Source organism: Streptomyces sp. NBC_00647 (assembly GCF_045207245.1).
Taxonomy (GTDB): domain Bacteria; phylum Actinomycetota; class Actinomycetes; order Streptomycetales; family Streptomycetaceae; genus Streptomyces.
This window is the reverse complement of the sequence record NZ_CP109040.1, coordinates 5,785,859-5,799,807: the sequence shown is the minus strand read 5'-3', so window position 1 is coordinate 5,799,807 and position 13,949 is coordinate 5,785,859. Positions and strand designations below refer to the sequence as shown.

The window sequence follows — 13,949 nt, the reverse complement described above, 5'->3', positions numbered from 1 at the left end:
TTCGGTCACTGCTCCTGGGGACGGGACTGGGGCGCCGGGTGGGGCTGCCGGGAGGTCGGGGGGAAGTCTGCGGTATCGGTGGTGCGAACGGCGAGGGTCCGGTCGGGATTCAGCCGTACGACGATGTGGCGGCGCCACCGGTCGTCGTCCCGGTCGGCGTGGTCCTCGCGCCAGTGGCAGCCCCGGGTCTCCTCGCGGAGGCGGGCGGCGGCGACCAGGACACGGGCCACGCACAGCAGGTTGGTCGCCTCCCAGGTGTCGACGCCGGGCTCGGAGGTCTTGCCGTTCTCGTCGAGGGCGTCACGCGCGTCGGTGTGCAGCCGCTGGAGCTGGTCGGCGGCGGTCGCGAGGGAGTCGGCGGAGCGCAGCACACCGGCCCCCACGGTCATGATCCGCTGGATCGCGAAGCGGGCCTCGGGTGCGAGCAGCGGGTGCGCGGGCGTCTCGGGGTGCGGCACGGGTTCGGGCACGCGCGCGTGGAGACCGTCCTCGGCATGACTCGCCGCGATGTCGGCGGCGATGCGCTCGGCGTAGACCAGGCCTTCCAGGAGCGAGTTGGAGGCGAGCCGGTTGGCGCCGTGGACGCCCGTGCAGGCGACCTCGCCGCACGCGTACAGGCCGGGGACCGTGGTGCGGCCCCGCGCGTCGGTCCGCACGCCTCCGGAGGCGTAGTGCGCGGCCGGGGCGACCGGGACGGGCTCGGTCACCGGGTCGATGCCGTGGGTGCGGCAGGCGGCGAGGATCGTCGGGAAGCGGTGCTCCCACATTTCGGCGCCGAAATGCCGGGCGTCGAGGAACATGTGCTCGGCGTCCTGCTCCTGCATGCGGCGCGTGATGCCCTTGGCGACGATGTCCCGGGGCGCCAGCTCGGCCAGCTCGTGCTGGCCCACCATGAAGCGCACGCCGTCACCGTCGACCAGGTGGGCTCCCTCGCCGCGCACCGCCTCGGAGACGAGCGGCTGCTGGCCCTCCGCGTCCGGTCCGAGGAAGAGCACGGTCGGGTGGAACTGGACGAATTCGAGGTCGGAGACCTCGGCGCCCGCGCGCAGGGCGAGGGCCACGCCGTCGCCGGTGGAGACGGACGGGTTGGTGGTCGCGGAGTAGACCTGGCCCATGCCGCCGGTCGCGAGGACCACGGCGGGGGCGTGCACGGCGCCCACTCCGTCGTGCTGGCCCTCTCCCATGACGTGCAGGGTCACGCCCGCGGTGCGGCCGTCGGCGTCCGTGAGGAGGTCGAGGACGAGCGCGTTCTCGACCGTGCGCAGGCCACGCGCGCGTACCGCCTCGACGAGGGCCCGGGAGATCTCGGCGCCCGTCGCGTCGCCGCCCGCGTGCGCGATGCGGCGGCGGTGGTGGCCGCCCTCGCGGGTGAGTTCGAGCCGGCCCTCGGCGGACTCGTCGAAGTGCGCGCCGGTCGCGATGAGGCGGCGGACGGCGTCGGGGCCCTCGGTGACGAGGATGCGCACGGCCTCCTCGTCGCACAGGCCCGCGCCCGCCACCAGGGTGTCGTCCAGGTGCTGCTCGGGGGTGTCGCCCTCGCCGAGGGCCGCGGCGATGCCGCCCTGCGCCCAGCGCGTCGAGCCGTCGTCCAGGCGGGCCTTGGTGACGACGACGGTCCTCAGCCCGGCGGCCTCGCAGCGCAGGGCCGCGGTGAGTCCGGCGACGCCGGAGCCGACGACCACGACGTCCGCGGTGAGGGCCCAGCCGGGGGCGGGGGCGTGCAGTCGTATGCCGGTGCCAGTGGCAGTACCTGAACCTGTGCCTTTGCCGGTCACGAGGCGGCTCCGAAGGTGAGGGGGATGTTGTCGATCAGCCGGGTCGTCCCGACCCGGGCGGCGACGGCGAGGACCGCCTCGCCGGTGAAGTCGTCCGGGATCTCCGTGAAGTCGGAGGGGTCGACGAGGGCCAGATAGTCCAGGGCCAGCGGCGGTCGCATGCGGGCCGCCTCGTCGAGGACCAGCCGGGCGGCCGCGCGGACACCGGCGGGACCGCCGGGGACGGCCTTGGCGACGGCGTGCGCGTCGGCGGCGGCCCGGGACTCGCCGATGGCGCTGAGGGCTTCGGCACGCGCGCGCGTGGCGGGCACCTCGAGGGCCCGCGCGCGCAGCGCTTCCTGCGCGGCGTGCCGGTCGCGGCCCGCGAACAGGGCCTGCGAGAGGGCGAGCGCGGTGCGCCGCTCCTCGGCCGAGAGGTAGCGGTTGCGGCTGGAGAGGGCGAGTCCGTCCTCCTCGCGCACGGTCGGGACCCCGGCGATCTCCACCCCGAAGTTCAGGTCGCGTGCCATGCGCCGGATCAGGGCCAGCTGCTGGGCGTCCTTCTGGCCGAAGAGCGCCACGTCGGGCCGGGTGAGGTGCAGCAGCTTGCCGACGACGGTGAGCATGCCGTCGAAGTGGCCGGGGCGAACGGAGCCTTCCAGGCGCCCGCCCATCGGTCCCGCGGAGATCCGGACCTGGGGCTCGCCGCCGGGGTAGACCTCGTCGACGGAGGGGGCGAACACGACGTCCGCTCCCGCCAGTTCGGCGATCTTCAGGTCGGCGTCGAGGGTGCGCGGATAGCGGTCGAGGTCCTCGCCCTGGCCGAACTGGAGGGGGTTCACGAAGACGGTCACGACCACCTCGCCTCCGTCACCCGCGATCTCGCGCGCGGTGCGGATCAAGGTGGCGTGGCCCTCGTGCAGGGCGCCCATCGTCATCACGACGGCGCGGCGGCCCGCGCGGGCCCGCGCGTGCAGTTCGTCGGCGGTGCGCAGCAGAACGGTGGTCATCGGGCGTCTCCCTCGGTCCCCTGGGTCCCGTCCGTCCCGTTGGCGAGTACCCCCAGGAGGTCCTCGGCGAGCTCCGGCTTGAGCAGTCCGTGGGCGAGCGCGCGGTCGGCGGTCGCGCGGGCCATCGCCAGATAGCCGGCGACGGTCCCCGGGGCGTGCTCGCGCAGCTCGGCGATGTGCGCGGCGACCGTGCCCGCGTCTCCGCGCGCGACGGGTCCGGTCAGGGCCGCGTCGCCCGACCTGAGCGCGTTGTCCAGAGCCGCGCCGAGCAGTGGGCCCAGCATCCGGTCGGGGGCTTCCACTCCGGCGGTGCGCAGCAGCTCCATCGACTCGGCGACCAGGGTCACCAGGTGGTTGGCGCCGAGCGCGAGGGCCGCGTGGTAGAGCGGCCGGGACTCCTCGGCGATCCACTCGGGCTCGCCGCCCATCTCGATCACCAGGGCCTCGGCGGCCAGCCGCAGCTGTTCGGGCGCGGTGACCCCGAAGGAGCATCCGGCGAGCCGCTGGACGTCCACGGCGGTGCCCGTGAACGTCATCGCGGGGTGCAGTGCGAGGGGCAGCGCGCCGGCCCTGAGCGCCGGGTCGAGCACCCGCGTGCCGTACCGCCCCGAGGTGTGCACCAGCAGCTGGCCGGGCCGGACGGACCCCGTGTCGGCGAGCCCCTCGACGAGCCCGGGCAGGGCGTCGTCCGGGACGGTCAGCAGCACGAGGTCGGCGCGCTCCAGGACCTGTGCCGGAGACACCAGCGGCACGTCGGGCAGGAGCTGTGCGGCACGCCGCCTGGAGGCGTCGGAGACGCCGGAGACGGCCACCGGTCGATGTCCGGCGAGCTGGAGTGCCGCGGCGAGCGCGGGGCCGACGCGGCCGGCGCCGACGACGCCGACGGTGAGCCGCGCGGGGCGGTCCTTGGGGTCTGGCTGGGGGAATGTACTCACTCGACGGCGGCCTTCCGTTCCAGTCCGCTCGGGGTACCGGACGATTTCTCGTCATGTTAACGCGATTGGTTCGAGGGCTGTTCGGCCATCCACAGGCTGTGGGTTTCCGCCGGCCGCGGGGACCGGACGAGCGCCGACCGCGTGAACGGGATTTCCGCAGGTCACCGGCGCGCGGAAATCGGGGTGACCGGCCGGGCGGGCTCGGGACATCATCCTGGGATGAGCGATACGGCGGCAGAGAGCGGTACGGAGCCTGCGGAGCAGGCCGGGGAGGAGACGGCACCGCTGTCTCCCGAGGAGCGATTCGAGCGGCGCGCCGCGGCCTGGAAGGCGGCGGAGCGGGTGCTCTGGAGGCCCGGCTACCAGCAGACGCTCCGCGAGCGCCTGACGTGGCTGAGCGAGGCCGCCGAAAGCGTGTGCGACCTCGACGGGCGGGTCGACATGTACGGGGACGGCCTCGTCGAGACCCTGGAGGAACGGGTCGCCGAGTTGCTGGGCATGGAGGCGGCCGTCTTCTTCCCGACCGGCACCATGGCCCAGCAGGTCGCCCTGCGCTGCTGGGCGGGCCGTACCGGCGACGCGACCGTGGCACTGCACCCCCTCAATCACCCCGAGGTCCATGAGCGGCATGCCTTCAGCCAGGTCAGCGGACTGCGCCCGGTGCATGTGACGGACGCTCCCCGGCTGCCGACCGCCGAGGAGGTACGGGACTTCCCCGAGCCGTTCGGAGCGCTCCTTCTGGAGCTGCCCCTCCGCGACGCCGGTTTCGTCCTGCCCTCGTGGGAGGAGCTCACCGAGGTCGTGGAGGCCGCCCGGGAGCGCGACGCGGTGGTCCACTTCGACGGGGCCCGGCTGTGGGAGTGCACCCCGCACTTCGGCCGTCCGCTGGACGAGATCGCGGGCCTCGCGGACAGCGTGTACGTGTCGTTCTACAAGTCGCTCGGCGGCTTCGGGGGTGCGGCGGTCGCGGGCCCCAGGACGCTCGTCGACGAGGCGAAGACCTGGCGGCACCGCTACGGCGGCATGATCATCCAGCAGTTCCCGACCGTCCTGTCCGCGCTGATCGGCCTGGAGCGGGAGCTGCCCCGGCTGCCCGAGTACGTCGCCCACGCGCGCGTGGTGGCCGGTGCCCTGCGCGAGGGCTTCACGGAGGCCGGTGTCCCCTGGGTCCGCGTCCACCCGGAGGAGCCGCATACCCACCAGTTCCAGATCTGGCTACCCTACGAGCCGGACGTCCTCGGGGACGCGGGACTGCGGCAGACCGAGGAGACGAGGACAGGCCTCTTCGCCCAGGGCTGGGCCCGGGGCGGCCCCGGACTCGCGTACACCGAGATCACGGTGGCCGGGCCCGGGCTGGAGTGGACGGCGGACGACGTGAAGGCGGCGGTCCGGGCGTTCGTGGAACGGCTGCCGGGCGGGATCACCGAGTAGCCGTGCGGAGCGAGGCGGCGGCATCGTCGGCGGAGCGACGGCGGAACGCACCGGCCGGGGCGACCGGTCGCCCGTCCCGCGGCGGCGGGACCTCGGCGGGGCCGGATGCGGGTCTCAGCGGACCGGGTGCCGGCGCGGTCCGTGCAGCCACCGGCCCAGGGCGGCGCGTATCCGGCCGTGGGACGGATGCCCGGCCACGACGGCCCGGAACCGCCGGTAGTCACGCAGTCCCCGCAGGGCCTCCCGGTCGTGGGTGCCGGGGGCCGGAGGGGCCGCTTCCCCGTGCTGAGAGGCCCGGTAGGTGTCCAGGAGGTACTGCTGGGTGATGCTCATGACGGATCGCCTCTCGGGACGAGGGATGGGATCCGAAGGCCCCGCGCGGACTGCCCCGGTCGTCCAAGATTGCGCCTGATCACAACGGCTGTCGCCTCGATTGACGGCCGCCGTCAATCGACGGCGGCCGTTGTCGGTGGCGAGGTGCACCATGGGGGCATGAGCGTGCACATCGACATCAGCGGGCTGCGGCCGGAGCGGGTCGCCGTCGTGCCGTCGCCGCTGGCCGAGCTGGGGATGGCGCTGCACGCGCTGGCGGAGCCGGGGCACCACCCCGGGCTCCAGGGCTGGGTGACGGGCGTGACCGCCCGGCTCGATCCCCATCTCGCGGACCGGATGTGCGAGGCGGACTTCCTGTGGCGTACGACGTTCTCGGACCTGTTCCTGCCCTGTGCGGGCATCCCGGGCGGGGCCGCGCTGCCGGGGGCGACGCTCGCCGAGGACCTGGATCTGCTGGACAAGCTCACGGACGAGCAGTTCGTGGACGCGGCCCTGGAGTTCACCTGCGCGCTCGCGTACAGCTCCGAAGGGCCGCACGCCCTCTCCGATCCCGAGGTGCAGCGGCGTGCCGTGGATCTGGCCGCCTCGCGCGGGCCGCAGCAGACGCGGTTCACGGAGCGGCTGCTGGTGGACCCGCCGGGCGTGCGGGCCTGGCTGAGGCAGTTCCTGGAGGACTGTGACGAGGCCTTCTTCGCCGAGACCTGGTCCCGCCTGCGCCACCCGCTCGCCGCGGAGGCCCGTCACAAGACGGATCTGCTCCGGCACAAGGGCCTGCCCGAGGCGCTGGCCTCCGTATCCTCCGCCCTGTCCCTCGACGAGACGGCGCGGCGCATCACCGTCGACAAACTGACCGAGGGGCTCACGGTCACGGCGGACGGCGGCCTGCTCCTCGTCCCCACCAGCCTCGGCCGCCCGCACCTGATGGTGCTGCACCGGTACCGGTGGCAGCCGGTGCTGCACTACCCGGTCAGCTCCCCCGAGCTCGCCACCCCGCCCTCGGTCGAGCAGCTCACCCTGCGGATGGCGGCCCTGTCCCACCCGGTCCGGATGCGCATCTGCCGCCATCTGGCCAGGAGCGCGTACACCACGGGCGAGCTGGCCCAGGTGCACGGCATGACCGCACCGGAGATATCCCGGCACCTGAGCGTGCTCAAGAAGGCGGGCCTGATCACCACACGGCGCCGCGGACGGTATGTGCTGCACCAGCTCGACGTCAGCGTGGTGGCCCGGCTGGGCAGCGATTTCCTCGAGGGCATCCTGCGTTAGAGCGTCTCGACGCGGTGCCGTGGCGGATGTGCCGTGGCGGATGTCGCGGACCCTGCGTGGTCCGGACGACACCCGCCGGTTCAGTCGAAGCGGATGTGGCGCGCGCTCGTCCACGCCCGCCGCAGACGTCCGCGCACGGCCCCGTCGCGGTTCGGCGTGAGGGTCAGCCCCGCGAGGACGGCGATGCGGTCGGCGGTCTTGGCGACCGTCGTGTGGTCGGTCCACAGATGTTCGGCGAACTCCGGCTCGCGCAGCCGCTCCAGACAACGGTCGAGCTGGCCCACGGCCCAGCTCTCGCGCCGCAGCGGGGCGTCCTTGCCGGCGACGTACCGCAGGAGCCGCCCGAAACCGCGCTCGCGCAGCCGCCCCAGTACGGTCTCGCGCTGGGCCAGCAGCGTGAAGTGCCGCACGTCGTGGCCCAGTTCGCCCAGCCGGCCGACCGTCTCCGCGAAGTACCGGGGGTCCGTGACCGTCATGGGAGCGATGACCACGCCGCCGTGCGCGGCCAGCGCGAGGTCGAGCACCTCGACCACGCCCTGCCGCCAGGACACCAAGTCCTGGAAGTCGCCGCGAAGTTCGGGCGGAAGCATGCGGCGCAGGCCGAAGCCGGCGTGTTCCGGATCGCAGATGACGCTGCCGGGCAGCCGTCGCTGGATCTCGTGTGCGGTCTGTGTCTTGCCGCCCCCGAAGGGGCCGTTGATCCACAGGAGCATGCGCAGACCCTAGTGGGCGCCGGTCACGCCCCGGTCACGCCCCGTCCGCCGACCGCGCCTCGGAGCGCGTCAGCCGTGGCCGCCCGCCCGGACGAGCCCCGTCTCGTAGGCGAGCACGACCACCTGGACCCGGTCACGCAGCCCCAGCTTCGTGAGAATGCGCCCGACATGGGTCTTCACGGTGGCCTCGGAGAGGACGAGACGGGCCGCGATCTCGCCGTTGGACAGTCCCTGCGCGACGAGGATCATGACCTCGCGCTCGCGCTCGGTGAGCCGTTCCAGCCCCTTGTGCCGGGGCTCCTTGCCGGCGTTGGGCAGCAGCGGCGCGAACCGGTCGAGCAGGCGCCGGGTGGTGGACGGCGCGACGACGGCGTCACCGCTGTGCACGGACCGGATGGCGGCGAGCAGCTCGCCCGGCGGCACGTCCTTGAGCATGAAGCCGGAGGCGCCCGCCTTCAGCCCGGAGAAGGCGTACTCGTCGAGGTCGAAGGTGGTGAGGATCAGCACCTTCGGCGGGTTCGGGTCCGAACAGATGCGGCGGGTGGTCTCCACGCCGTCCAGCTTCGGCATGCGTACGTCCATCAGCACCACGTCCACCGCGGTGGCACGCAGTACCTGGAGGGCCTCGACACCGTCGCCCGCCTCGGCCACGACCTCCATGTCCGGCTGGGCGTCGAGCACCATCCGGAAACCGGTGCGCAGCAGCACCTGGTCGTCGACGAGCATCACGCGGATCGCCATCGGGGTCCTTTCACTTCGTAGGGATCATTCGTAAGGATCAGGTGTGTACAGGTGTCAGTGGGCCGGTTTGAGCGGCAGCAGGGCGCTGATGCGGAAGCCTCCACCGGGCCGCGGCCCCGCGTCCAGCGTGCCGCCGACCATGCCGACTCGCTCGCGCATGCCGATGAGGCCGTGGCCCTGCCCGTCGGCGCCGCCGTCCTCGTACAGCTCGTGGGGAGCGCCCTTGCCGTCGTCCTCGACGAGCAGTCCGAGGCCGTCGTCGAAGTAGACCAGGCGGACGCTCGCACCCGCGTTCGGTCCCCCGTGCTTGCGGGTGTTGGTGAGCGCCTCCTGCACGATGCGGTACGCCGTGAGCTCCACACCGCTGGGCAGCGGACGCGGGGTGCCCTCCACCTTGAAGTCGACGGGGAGACCGGAGGTACGGCACTGCGCGATGAGGTCGTCGAGCTGCTCGACGTCGGGCTGCGGCACGTACTCGCCGCTCTCCTGGTGCTCGCCCGTGCGCAGGACTCCGAGCAGGCGGCGCATCTCGGCGAGGGCCTGGCGGCCGGTCCCCGAGATGGTCTCCAGGGCCTTCTTGGCCTGGTCCGGGGCGGTGTCCATGACGTACGCGGCGCCGTCGGCCTGGACCACCATCACCGAGACGTTGTGCGCGACGACGTCGTGCAGCTCGCGCGCGATCCGGGCTCGCTCGGCGGCGACCGCGACCTTGGCCTGTGCCTCGCGCTCCTTCTCCAGGCGGGCGGCGCGCTCCTCCAGCTGCGCGAGGTACGCGCGGCGGGTGCGGATCGAGTCGCCGAGCACCCAGGCGAGCGCGAACGGAACCGTCTGGAAGATCGCTATGAGGACGCCGCCCAGTCCGCCCGACTCGGTCGCGGGCCAGCGGAGCTGTGCGAGCGTGCCCGCGCACAGGCCGCCGATCAGCGCGAACCGGGAGGCCCAGCGGGCGCCGTCCGCGGCGACGGTGTAGATGATCACCAGCATCGCGAAGTCCGCGGTCATCACCTCCACGTCCAGAACCAGCTGGAGGAAGCCCAGGGCCGCGGCCAGGATCAGCATCTTCTCCGGCATGCGGCGGCGCAGCGCGACGACCAGGCACAGGAAGGAGGCGATCGTCAGGGACTCGGCGAACGACCCGTGGTGGTCCTCGGCCCCGTCGACAGTCGCGATGTTCACGCCGGTGACGCCGAGCAGGGCGACGGCCCAGAAGCTGTCGACCCATGTCGGGTACCTGCGGAGAAAGTCATAGAGGCGCTGCACGTAACCCAGAGTAGGGAAGCGTGCAGTGGGCAGGGGTCAGCCGGAGGATCGATCCGGGACCGCCCCTCGTACTCCCCAAGGTGGATGCCCACCACTCCGCGACGCCCGGGGACGGTCGTCCTGACCCCGCCGCGGACGCGGGGTGCGGCCCGTATGTCCTCCGCGGCCCCCGCCGGCCCGGCACCGTCCGCACCCTGCGGCCCGACCGGGACGACACCCCCTGGGACACGCCCTAGCCTGGCCCGGTGAGACGTGAGGCGGCGGGCGAGTGGCGAGGGTGGCGCGAGGCGACGGAGGAGGCGCTGTACGGCCCCTCCGGCTTCTATCGCAGGCCCGAGGGGCCCGCCGGGCACTTCCGGACCTCGGTGCACGCGTCCCCGCTGTTCGCCGGCGCCGTGGCGCGGCTGCTGTGCCGGGTCGACGCGGCGCTCGGCCGCCCGGACGTGCTGGACTTCGTCGACATGGCGGCGGGCCGCGGCGAGCTGGTGACCGGCGTCCTCGCCGCCCTCCCGGCCGAGGTGGCCTCCCGCGCGCGCGGGTACGCGGTCGAACGCGCCGGCCGGCCGGCCGGCCTCGACGACCGGATCGCCTGGCTCACCGAGCCTCCGAAGGGGATCACCGGGCTGCTGTTCGCCAACGAGTGGCTGGACAACGTGCCCGTCGACGTCGCCGAGGCCGGCCCGGACGGGGCGCCGCGTCTGGTCCTCGTCCGCGGCGACGGGGCCGAACGCCTCGGGGAGGCCGTCACCGGGGCCGAGGCGGAGTGGCTGGAGCGCTGGTGGTGGCCCGGCGCACGGCTCGCCCGCACACCCGCACCGGGAGCGGGACAGGTCCCCACGCCCCCACAAGGAGCTCCGTTTCCACAGGGAGCGCACGCGGCCCCCGAGGAGCCCCCCGCGCCCGCCGAAGGCGCCCGTGCCGAGATCGGGCTGCCCCGGGACATCGCCTGGGCCTCCGCCGTGTCCGCACTCGACCGGGGTCTCGCCGTCGCCGCCGACTACGCGCACTTCGCGGGCGGACGGCCGCCCTTCGGGACACTCACCGGTTTCCGGGAAGGGCGCGAGACGGTTCCGGTGCCGGACGGGTCGTGCGACATCACCGCGCACGTGGCGCTCGACGCGTGCGCGCTGCCCGGGGGTCGCGTGACGACCCAGCGCGCGGCGCTGCGCGCGCTGGGTGTGACCGGCGCCCGTCCCCCGCTCGCGCTGGCGTCCACGGACCCCGCCGCCTATGTGCGCGCCCTCGCGGGCGCCGGCGCGGCCGCGGAACTCACCGCGCCGGGCGGCCTGGGCGACTTCGGCTGGCTGCTCCAGCCCGTGGGCCTCCCTGAAGTGCTCCCGGACACCGCGGCCGGCGAGAGCGCGCTCCTTCGCGGCGCCCTACTTGTCGATGTCCCCGACGACGAAGAACAGTGACCCCAGGATCGCCACCATGTCCGCGACCAGCGTCCCCGGCAGCAGTTCGGCGAGCGCCTGGATGTTGTTGTACGAGGCGGAGCGCAGCTTCAGCCGGTACGGGGTCTTCTCGCCCTTGCTGACGAGGTAGTAGCCGTTGATGCCGAGGGGGTTCTCGGTCCAGGCGTACGTGTGCCCCTCGGGCGCCTTCAGGACCTTGGGCAGGCGCTGGTTGATCGGCCCGGGCGGCAGCTCGGCGAGCCGGTCGAGACAGGCGTCCGCGAGATCGAGGGAGACGTGCGTCTGCTCCAGGAGACACTCGAAGCGGGCCAGGCAGTCGCCCTCCTGGCGAGTGACGACCTTCAGCGTGTCCTGGAGCTCGCCGTACGCGAGGTAGGGCTCGTCACGGCGCAGGTCGAAGTCGACGCCGGAGGCACGCGCGACGGGGCCGCTCACGCCGTACGCGTGCACGGCCTCCGGTGAAAGAACGCCCACATCGCGCGTACGCCCCCGGAAGATCTCGTTGCCGAGCACCAGGTCGTCGTACACGCCCATGCGCGAGCGCAGCGCGGCGACGCAGGCACGCGCGCGGGTGGCCCATCCGGCCGGAAGGTCCTCCTTGAGACCGCCGACGCGGTTGAACATGTAGTGCATGCGCCCGCCGGAGATCTCCTCCATGACGTGCTGGAGCTCCTCGCGCTCCGTGAAGGCGTAGAAGATCGGGGTGATCCCGCCCAGCTCCAGGGGATAGGAGCCGAGGAACATCAGGTGGTTGAGGACACGGTTGAGCTCCGCGAGGAGCGTGCGCGTCCACACCGCGCGCGCGGGGACCTCCATGCCGAGCATCCGCTCCACGGCGAGGACGACACCCAGCTCGTTCGAGAACGCCGACAGCCAGTCGTGACGGTTGGCGAGCATGATGATCTGGCGGTAGTCGCGCGCCTCGAAGAGCTTCTCCGCGCCGCGGTGCATATAGCCGATGACCGGCTCCGCGTGCTGGATCCGCTCGCCGTCGAGCACGAGCCGCAGCCTCAGCACTCCATGGGTCGAAGGGTGCTGCGGGCCGATGTTGAGCACCATGTCGGTGCTCTCGGCAGCGCCACCGATACCGACCATGGTCTCCGTCGTAGGAGTCATGGACACAGTCTCTCGTACGTACGCTTGCCGCATGGAGACGGGGAGCACGCAGACCGCCGAGAACGCGATGCCGGAGCCGGTCTGGACCGGGCTGCCTCCGGGGCTGCTGCGCATGCGGCGGCTGCTGCTCGTGGTGTGGCTGGGACTCCTGACGGTCGCCGTCGGGCTGCTCCTCGGGCTGTTCGCCGGTCCGGGCTGGGCGGCCTTCGCCCTGCTGCCGCTCGCCCTGATGGTGTGGGGCTGGCCCATGCTGGGGCGCAACTGGCGCTCCTGGCGGTACGCGGAACGCGCGGACGACCTGCTGATCAGCCGGGGTGTGCTGTGGCGTGAGGAGACCGTGGTGCCGTACGGGCGCATGCAGCTGGTCGAGGTGACCTCCGGGCCCGTCGAACGTCACTTCGGGCTCGCCAGCGTGCAGCTGCACACGGCCGCCGCGGCGACCGACGCGTGCATCCCGGGTCTCGACCCGGCCGAGGCCGAACGGCTGCGGGACCGGCTGACCGAACTGGGCGAGGCACGATCGGCGGGACTGTGAGCACGGCCTCCCCGCGCGATGCGGACTCCGCGGACTCCCTGGGGAACCTCCCTGCCGCGTCCCTCGTTCCGGCCGGAACGAGATCCCTGCCGGGCGACGACGGCCCCGCACGGGAGGAAAAGCCGCTGTACGAGCGCCGGTTGCACCCGGTGACCCCGTTCCGGCGCGCCTGGGCGCCGGTCACCGTGATCGCCGGCTGGGCCGTCCACGACCCCAACCAGGCGCAGGAGCAGCTGACCAGACTCACCACGACCGCCCTGATCGTCGGACTCGCCGTGATCGTCCCGGGCGCCGCCCTCTACGGCTTTCTGAGCTGGTGGTTCACGCACTTCGCGGTGACCGACACCGAACTGCGCATCCGTACCGGCCTGTTGTTCCGCCGTACCGCGCACATCCGGCTCGAACGGCTCCAGGCCGTCGACGTCACCCAGCCGTTGCTGGCCCGCGTCGCGGGCGTCGCCAAGCTCAAGCTCGATGTCGTCGGTGCGGACAAGAAGGACGAGCTGGCCTACCTGGGCGAGGGCGAGGCCCGGATGCTGCGCGCCGAACTCCTCGCCCGGGCCGCCGGTTTCGCACCCGAATCCGCCCACGAGGTCGGCGAGGCGCCGGTGCGCCGGCTGCTGCACGTCCCGCCCGGCGTCCTCGCCGTCTCGCTGGTGCTCACCGGCGCCACCTGGGGCTCCCTCCTCGCCGCCGTCGTCGTCCCCACGTTCCTGTGGCTCCTCACGCACAGCGTGTGGACGGTCCTCGCGACCGGACTGCCGCTGCTCGGCGCGGCGGGCGCGAGCAGCGTGGGACGGTTCGTCGGCGAGTACGACTGGACGGTGGGCGAGTCGCCCGACGGACTCCGCATCGACCACGGGCTCCTGGACCGCACGCACGAGACGGTGCCGCCCGGCCGCGTGCAGACCGTGCGGATCGTCGAACCCCTGCTGTGGCGGCGCCGCGGGTGGGTGCGCGTCGAGCTGGACGTGGCCGGGTCCTCGAACTCGGTCCTCGTGCCCGTCGCTCCGCGCGAGGTCGCCGGGACCGTGATCACCGCGGTGCTGCCCGGGGTGACCGTTCCGGTGTCCCTGGACCGGCCGCCGCGGCGGGCCGGCTGGTGCCTGCCGTTCTGGTGGCGCGGGTACGGACTCGCCGTCACCGACACCGTCTTCGCGGCGCGCCACGGGCTGCTGCGGCGCAGCCTCTCCCTCGTCCCGCACGCGAAGGCGCAGAGCGTACGGCTGACACAGGGGCCGTGGGAGCGCCTCAAGGGACTCGCCGACGTCCACATCGACACCGGCGCCGACAAGACGGTGACGGCACGGCTGCGGGACGCCGCGGAGGCGGCGGAACTCCTCAGGGCCCAGGCCGACCGGTCCCGCACAGGGCGGCGGGAAGCCCGGCCGGACCGGTGGATGGCCTGAGGCCTCGCACGGCCGCGAAGCCCGCCCACGG

13 protein-coding genes are annotated in these 13,949 nt (G+C 73.3%); 5 read left to right on the top strand and 8 right to left on the bottom strand.

The features are described 5' to 3' along the window. Window positions 1-5: 5 nt before the first annotated feature. From OG788_RS25490 to OG788_RS25480, 3 genes are read right to left on the bottom strand one after another with little or no spacing between them, the layout of a single operon-like run. A complete protein-coding gene (locus tag OG788_RS25490) occupies window positions 6-1,775 on the bottom strand; it encodes an L-aspartate oxidase (protein ID WP_406373672.1) in 1,770 nt (589 codons plus the stop codon). Next, window positions 1,772-2,764 carry a pantoate--beta-alanine ligase gene (panC, locus tag OG788_RS25485; protein ID WP_406373671.1) on the bottom strand — a complete coding sequence of 331 codons (993 nt, stop codon included), beginning with the start codon at window positions 2,762-2,764 and terminating at the stop codon, window positions 1,772-1,774. Before panC ends, OG788_RS25490 begins: the two co-directional genes overlap by 4 nt. Next, a complete protein-coding gene (locus tag OG788_RS25480; RefSeq protein ID WP_351542510.1) occupies window positions 2,761-3,699 on the bottom strand; it encodes a DUF2520 domain-containing protein in 939 nt (312 codons plus the stop codon). Before OG788_RS25480 ends, panC begins: the two co-directional genes overlap by 4 nt. Before the next feature lie 219 nt (window positions 3,700-3,918). On the opposite strand from OG788_RS25480, the gene OG788_RS25475 reads away from it, so the two are divergent. After that, window positions 3,919-5,130 (top strand): threonine aldolase family protein, encoded by a 1,212-nt coding sequence (locus tag OG788_RS25475; protein WP_406373669.1) that lies wholly within the window; start codon window positions 3,919-3,921, stop codon window positions 5,128-5,130. A 114-nt stretch (window positions 5,131-5,244) separates the two neighbouring features. On the opposite strand, the gene OG788_RS25470 is transcribed toward OG788_RS25475, so the two are convergent. After that, on the bottom strand, window positions 5,245-5,463 hold the full coding sequence (locus OG788_RS25470; protein WP_351542512.1) for a hypothetical protein: 219 nt from the start codon (window positions 5,461-5,463) through the stop codon (window positions 5,245-5,247). A 159-nt stretch (window positions 5,464-5,622) separates the two neighbouring features. Between OG788_RS25470 and OG788_RS25465 the strand changes: the two genes are divergently transcribed. After that, window positions 5,623-6,729, top strand: coding sequence for a DUF5937 family protein (locus tag OG788_RS25465; protein ID WP_406373667.1), 1,107 nt, complete (start codon window positions 5,623-5,625; stop codon window positions 6,727-6,729). Window positions 6,730-6,809: 80 nt separating this feature from the next. On the opposite strand, the gene OG788_RS25460 is transcribed toward OG788_RS25465, so the two are convergent. From OG788_RS25460 to OG788_RS25450, 3 genes are all read right to left on the bottom strand, one after another. After that, on the bottom strand, window positions 6,810-7,442 hold the full coding sequence (locus tag OG788_RS25460) for an AAA family ATPase (RefSeq protein WP_351542514.1): 633 nt from the start codon (window positions 7,440-7,442) through the stop codon (window positions 6,810-6,812). A gap of 69 nt (window positions 7,443-7,511) precedes the next feature. Beyond that, entirely contained in the window at window positions 7,512-8,183 is a 672-nt protein-coding gene (locus tag OG788_RS25455; RefSeq protein ID WP_351542515.1) for a response regulator transcription factor, read from the bottom strand. A gap of 54 nt (window positions 8,184-8,237) precedes the next feature. Beyond that, window positions 8,238-9,443, bottom strand: coding sequence for a sensor histidine kinase (locus OG788_RS25450; protein WP_406373664.1), 1,206 nt, complete (start codon window positions 9,441-9,443; stop codon window positions 8,238-8,240). A gap of 245 nt (window positions 9,444-9,688) precedes the next feature. Here OG788_RS25450 and OG788_RS25445 point away from each other — a divergent pair, with 245 nt between their 5' ends. Further along, window positions 9,689-10,858, top strand: coding sequence for an SAM-dependent methyltransferase (locus OG788_RS25445; protein WP_406373663.1), 1,170 nt, complete (start codon window positions 9,689-9,691; stop codon window positions 10,856-10,858). Here the strand turns inward: OG788_RS25445 and OG788_RS25440 are convergent. Further along, entirely contained in the window at window positions 10,823-11,974 is a 1,152-nt protein-coding gene (locus OG788_RS25440) for an NADH-quinone oxidoreductase subunit D (protein ID WP_406373661.1), read from the bottom strand. The genes OG788_RS25445 and OG788_RS25440 overlap by 36 nt on opposite strands. Window positions 11,975-12,005: 31 nt before the next feature. Here OG788_RS25440 and OG788_RS25435 point away from each other — a divergent pair, with 31 nt between their 5' ends. Further along, a complete protein-coding gene (locus tag OG788_RS25435) occupies window positions 12,006-12,509 on the top strand; it encodes a PH domain-containing protein (RefSeq protein ID WP_406373660.1) in 504 nt (167 codons plus the stop codon). An 86-nt stretch (window positions 12,510-12,595) separates the two neighbouring features. Beyond that, a complete protein-coding gene (locus tag OG788_RS25430) occupies window positions 12,596-13,918 on the top strand; it encodes a PH domain-containing protein (protein ID WP_406376836.1) in 1,323 nt (440 codons plus the stop codon). Window positions 13,919-13,949 lie beyond the last annotated feature (31 nt).

What these genes read in the sequence shown, in the direction of transcription:
- panC (WP_406373671.1), bottom strand. Translation starts at nt 2,764, where the DNA reads ATGACCACCGTTCTGCTGCGCACCGCCGACGAACTGCACGCGCGGGCC.
- OG788_RS25475 (WP_406373669.1), top strand. Translation starts at nt 3,919, where the DNA reads ATGAGCGATACGGCGGCAGAGAGCGGTACGGAGCCTGCGGAGCAGGCC.
- OG788_RS25470 (WP_351542512.1), bottom strand. Translation starts at nt 5,463, where the DNA reads ATGAGCATCACCCAGCAGTACCTCCTGGACACCTACCGGGCCTCTCAG.
- OG788_RS25465 (WP_406373667.1), top strand. Translation starts at nt 5,623, where the DNA reads ATGAGCGTGCACATCGACATCAGCGGGCTGCGGCCGGAGCGGGTCGCC.
- OG788_RS25460 (WP_351542514.1), bottom strand. Translation starts at nt 7,442, where the DNA reads ATGCTCCTGTGGATCAACGGCCCCTTCGGGGGCGGCAAGACACAGACC.
- OG788_RS25455 (WP_351542515.1), bottom strand. Translation starts at nt 8,183, where the DNA reads ATGGCGATCCGCGTGATGCTCGTCGACGACCAGGTGCTGCTGCGCACC.
- OG788_RS25440 (WP_406373661.1), bottom strand. Translation starts at nt 11,974, where the DNA reads ATGACTCCTACGACGGAGACCATGGTCGGTATCGGTGGCGCTGCCGAG.
- OG788_RS25435 (WP_406373660.1), top strand. Translation starts at nt 12,006, where the DNA reads ATGGAGACGGGGAGCACGCAGACCGCCGAGAACGCGATGCCGGAGCCG.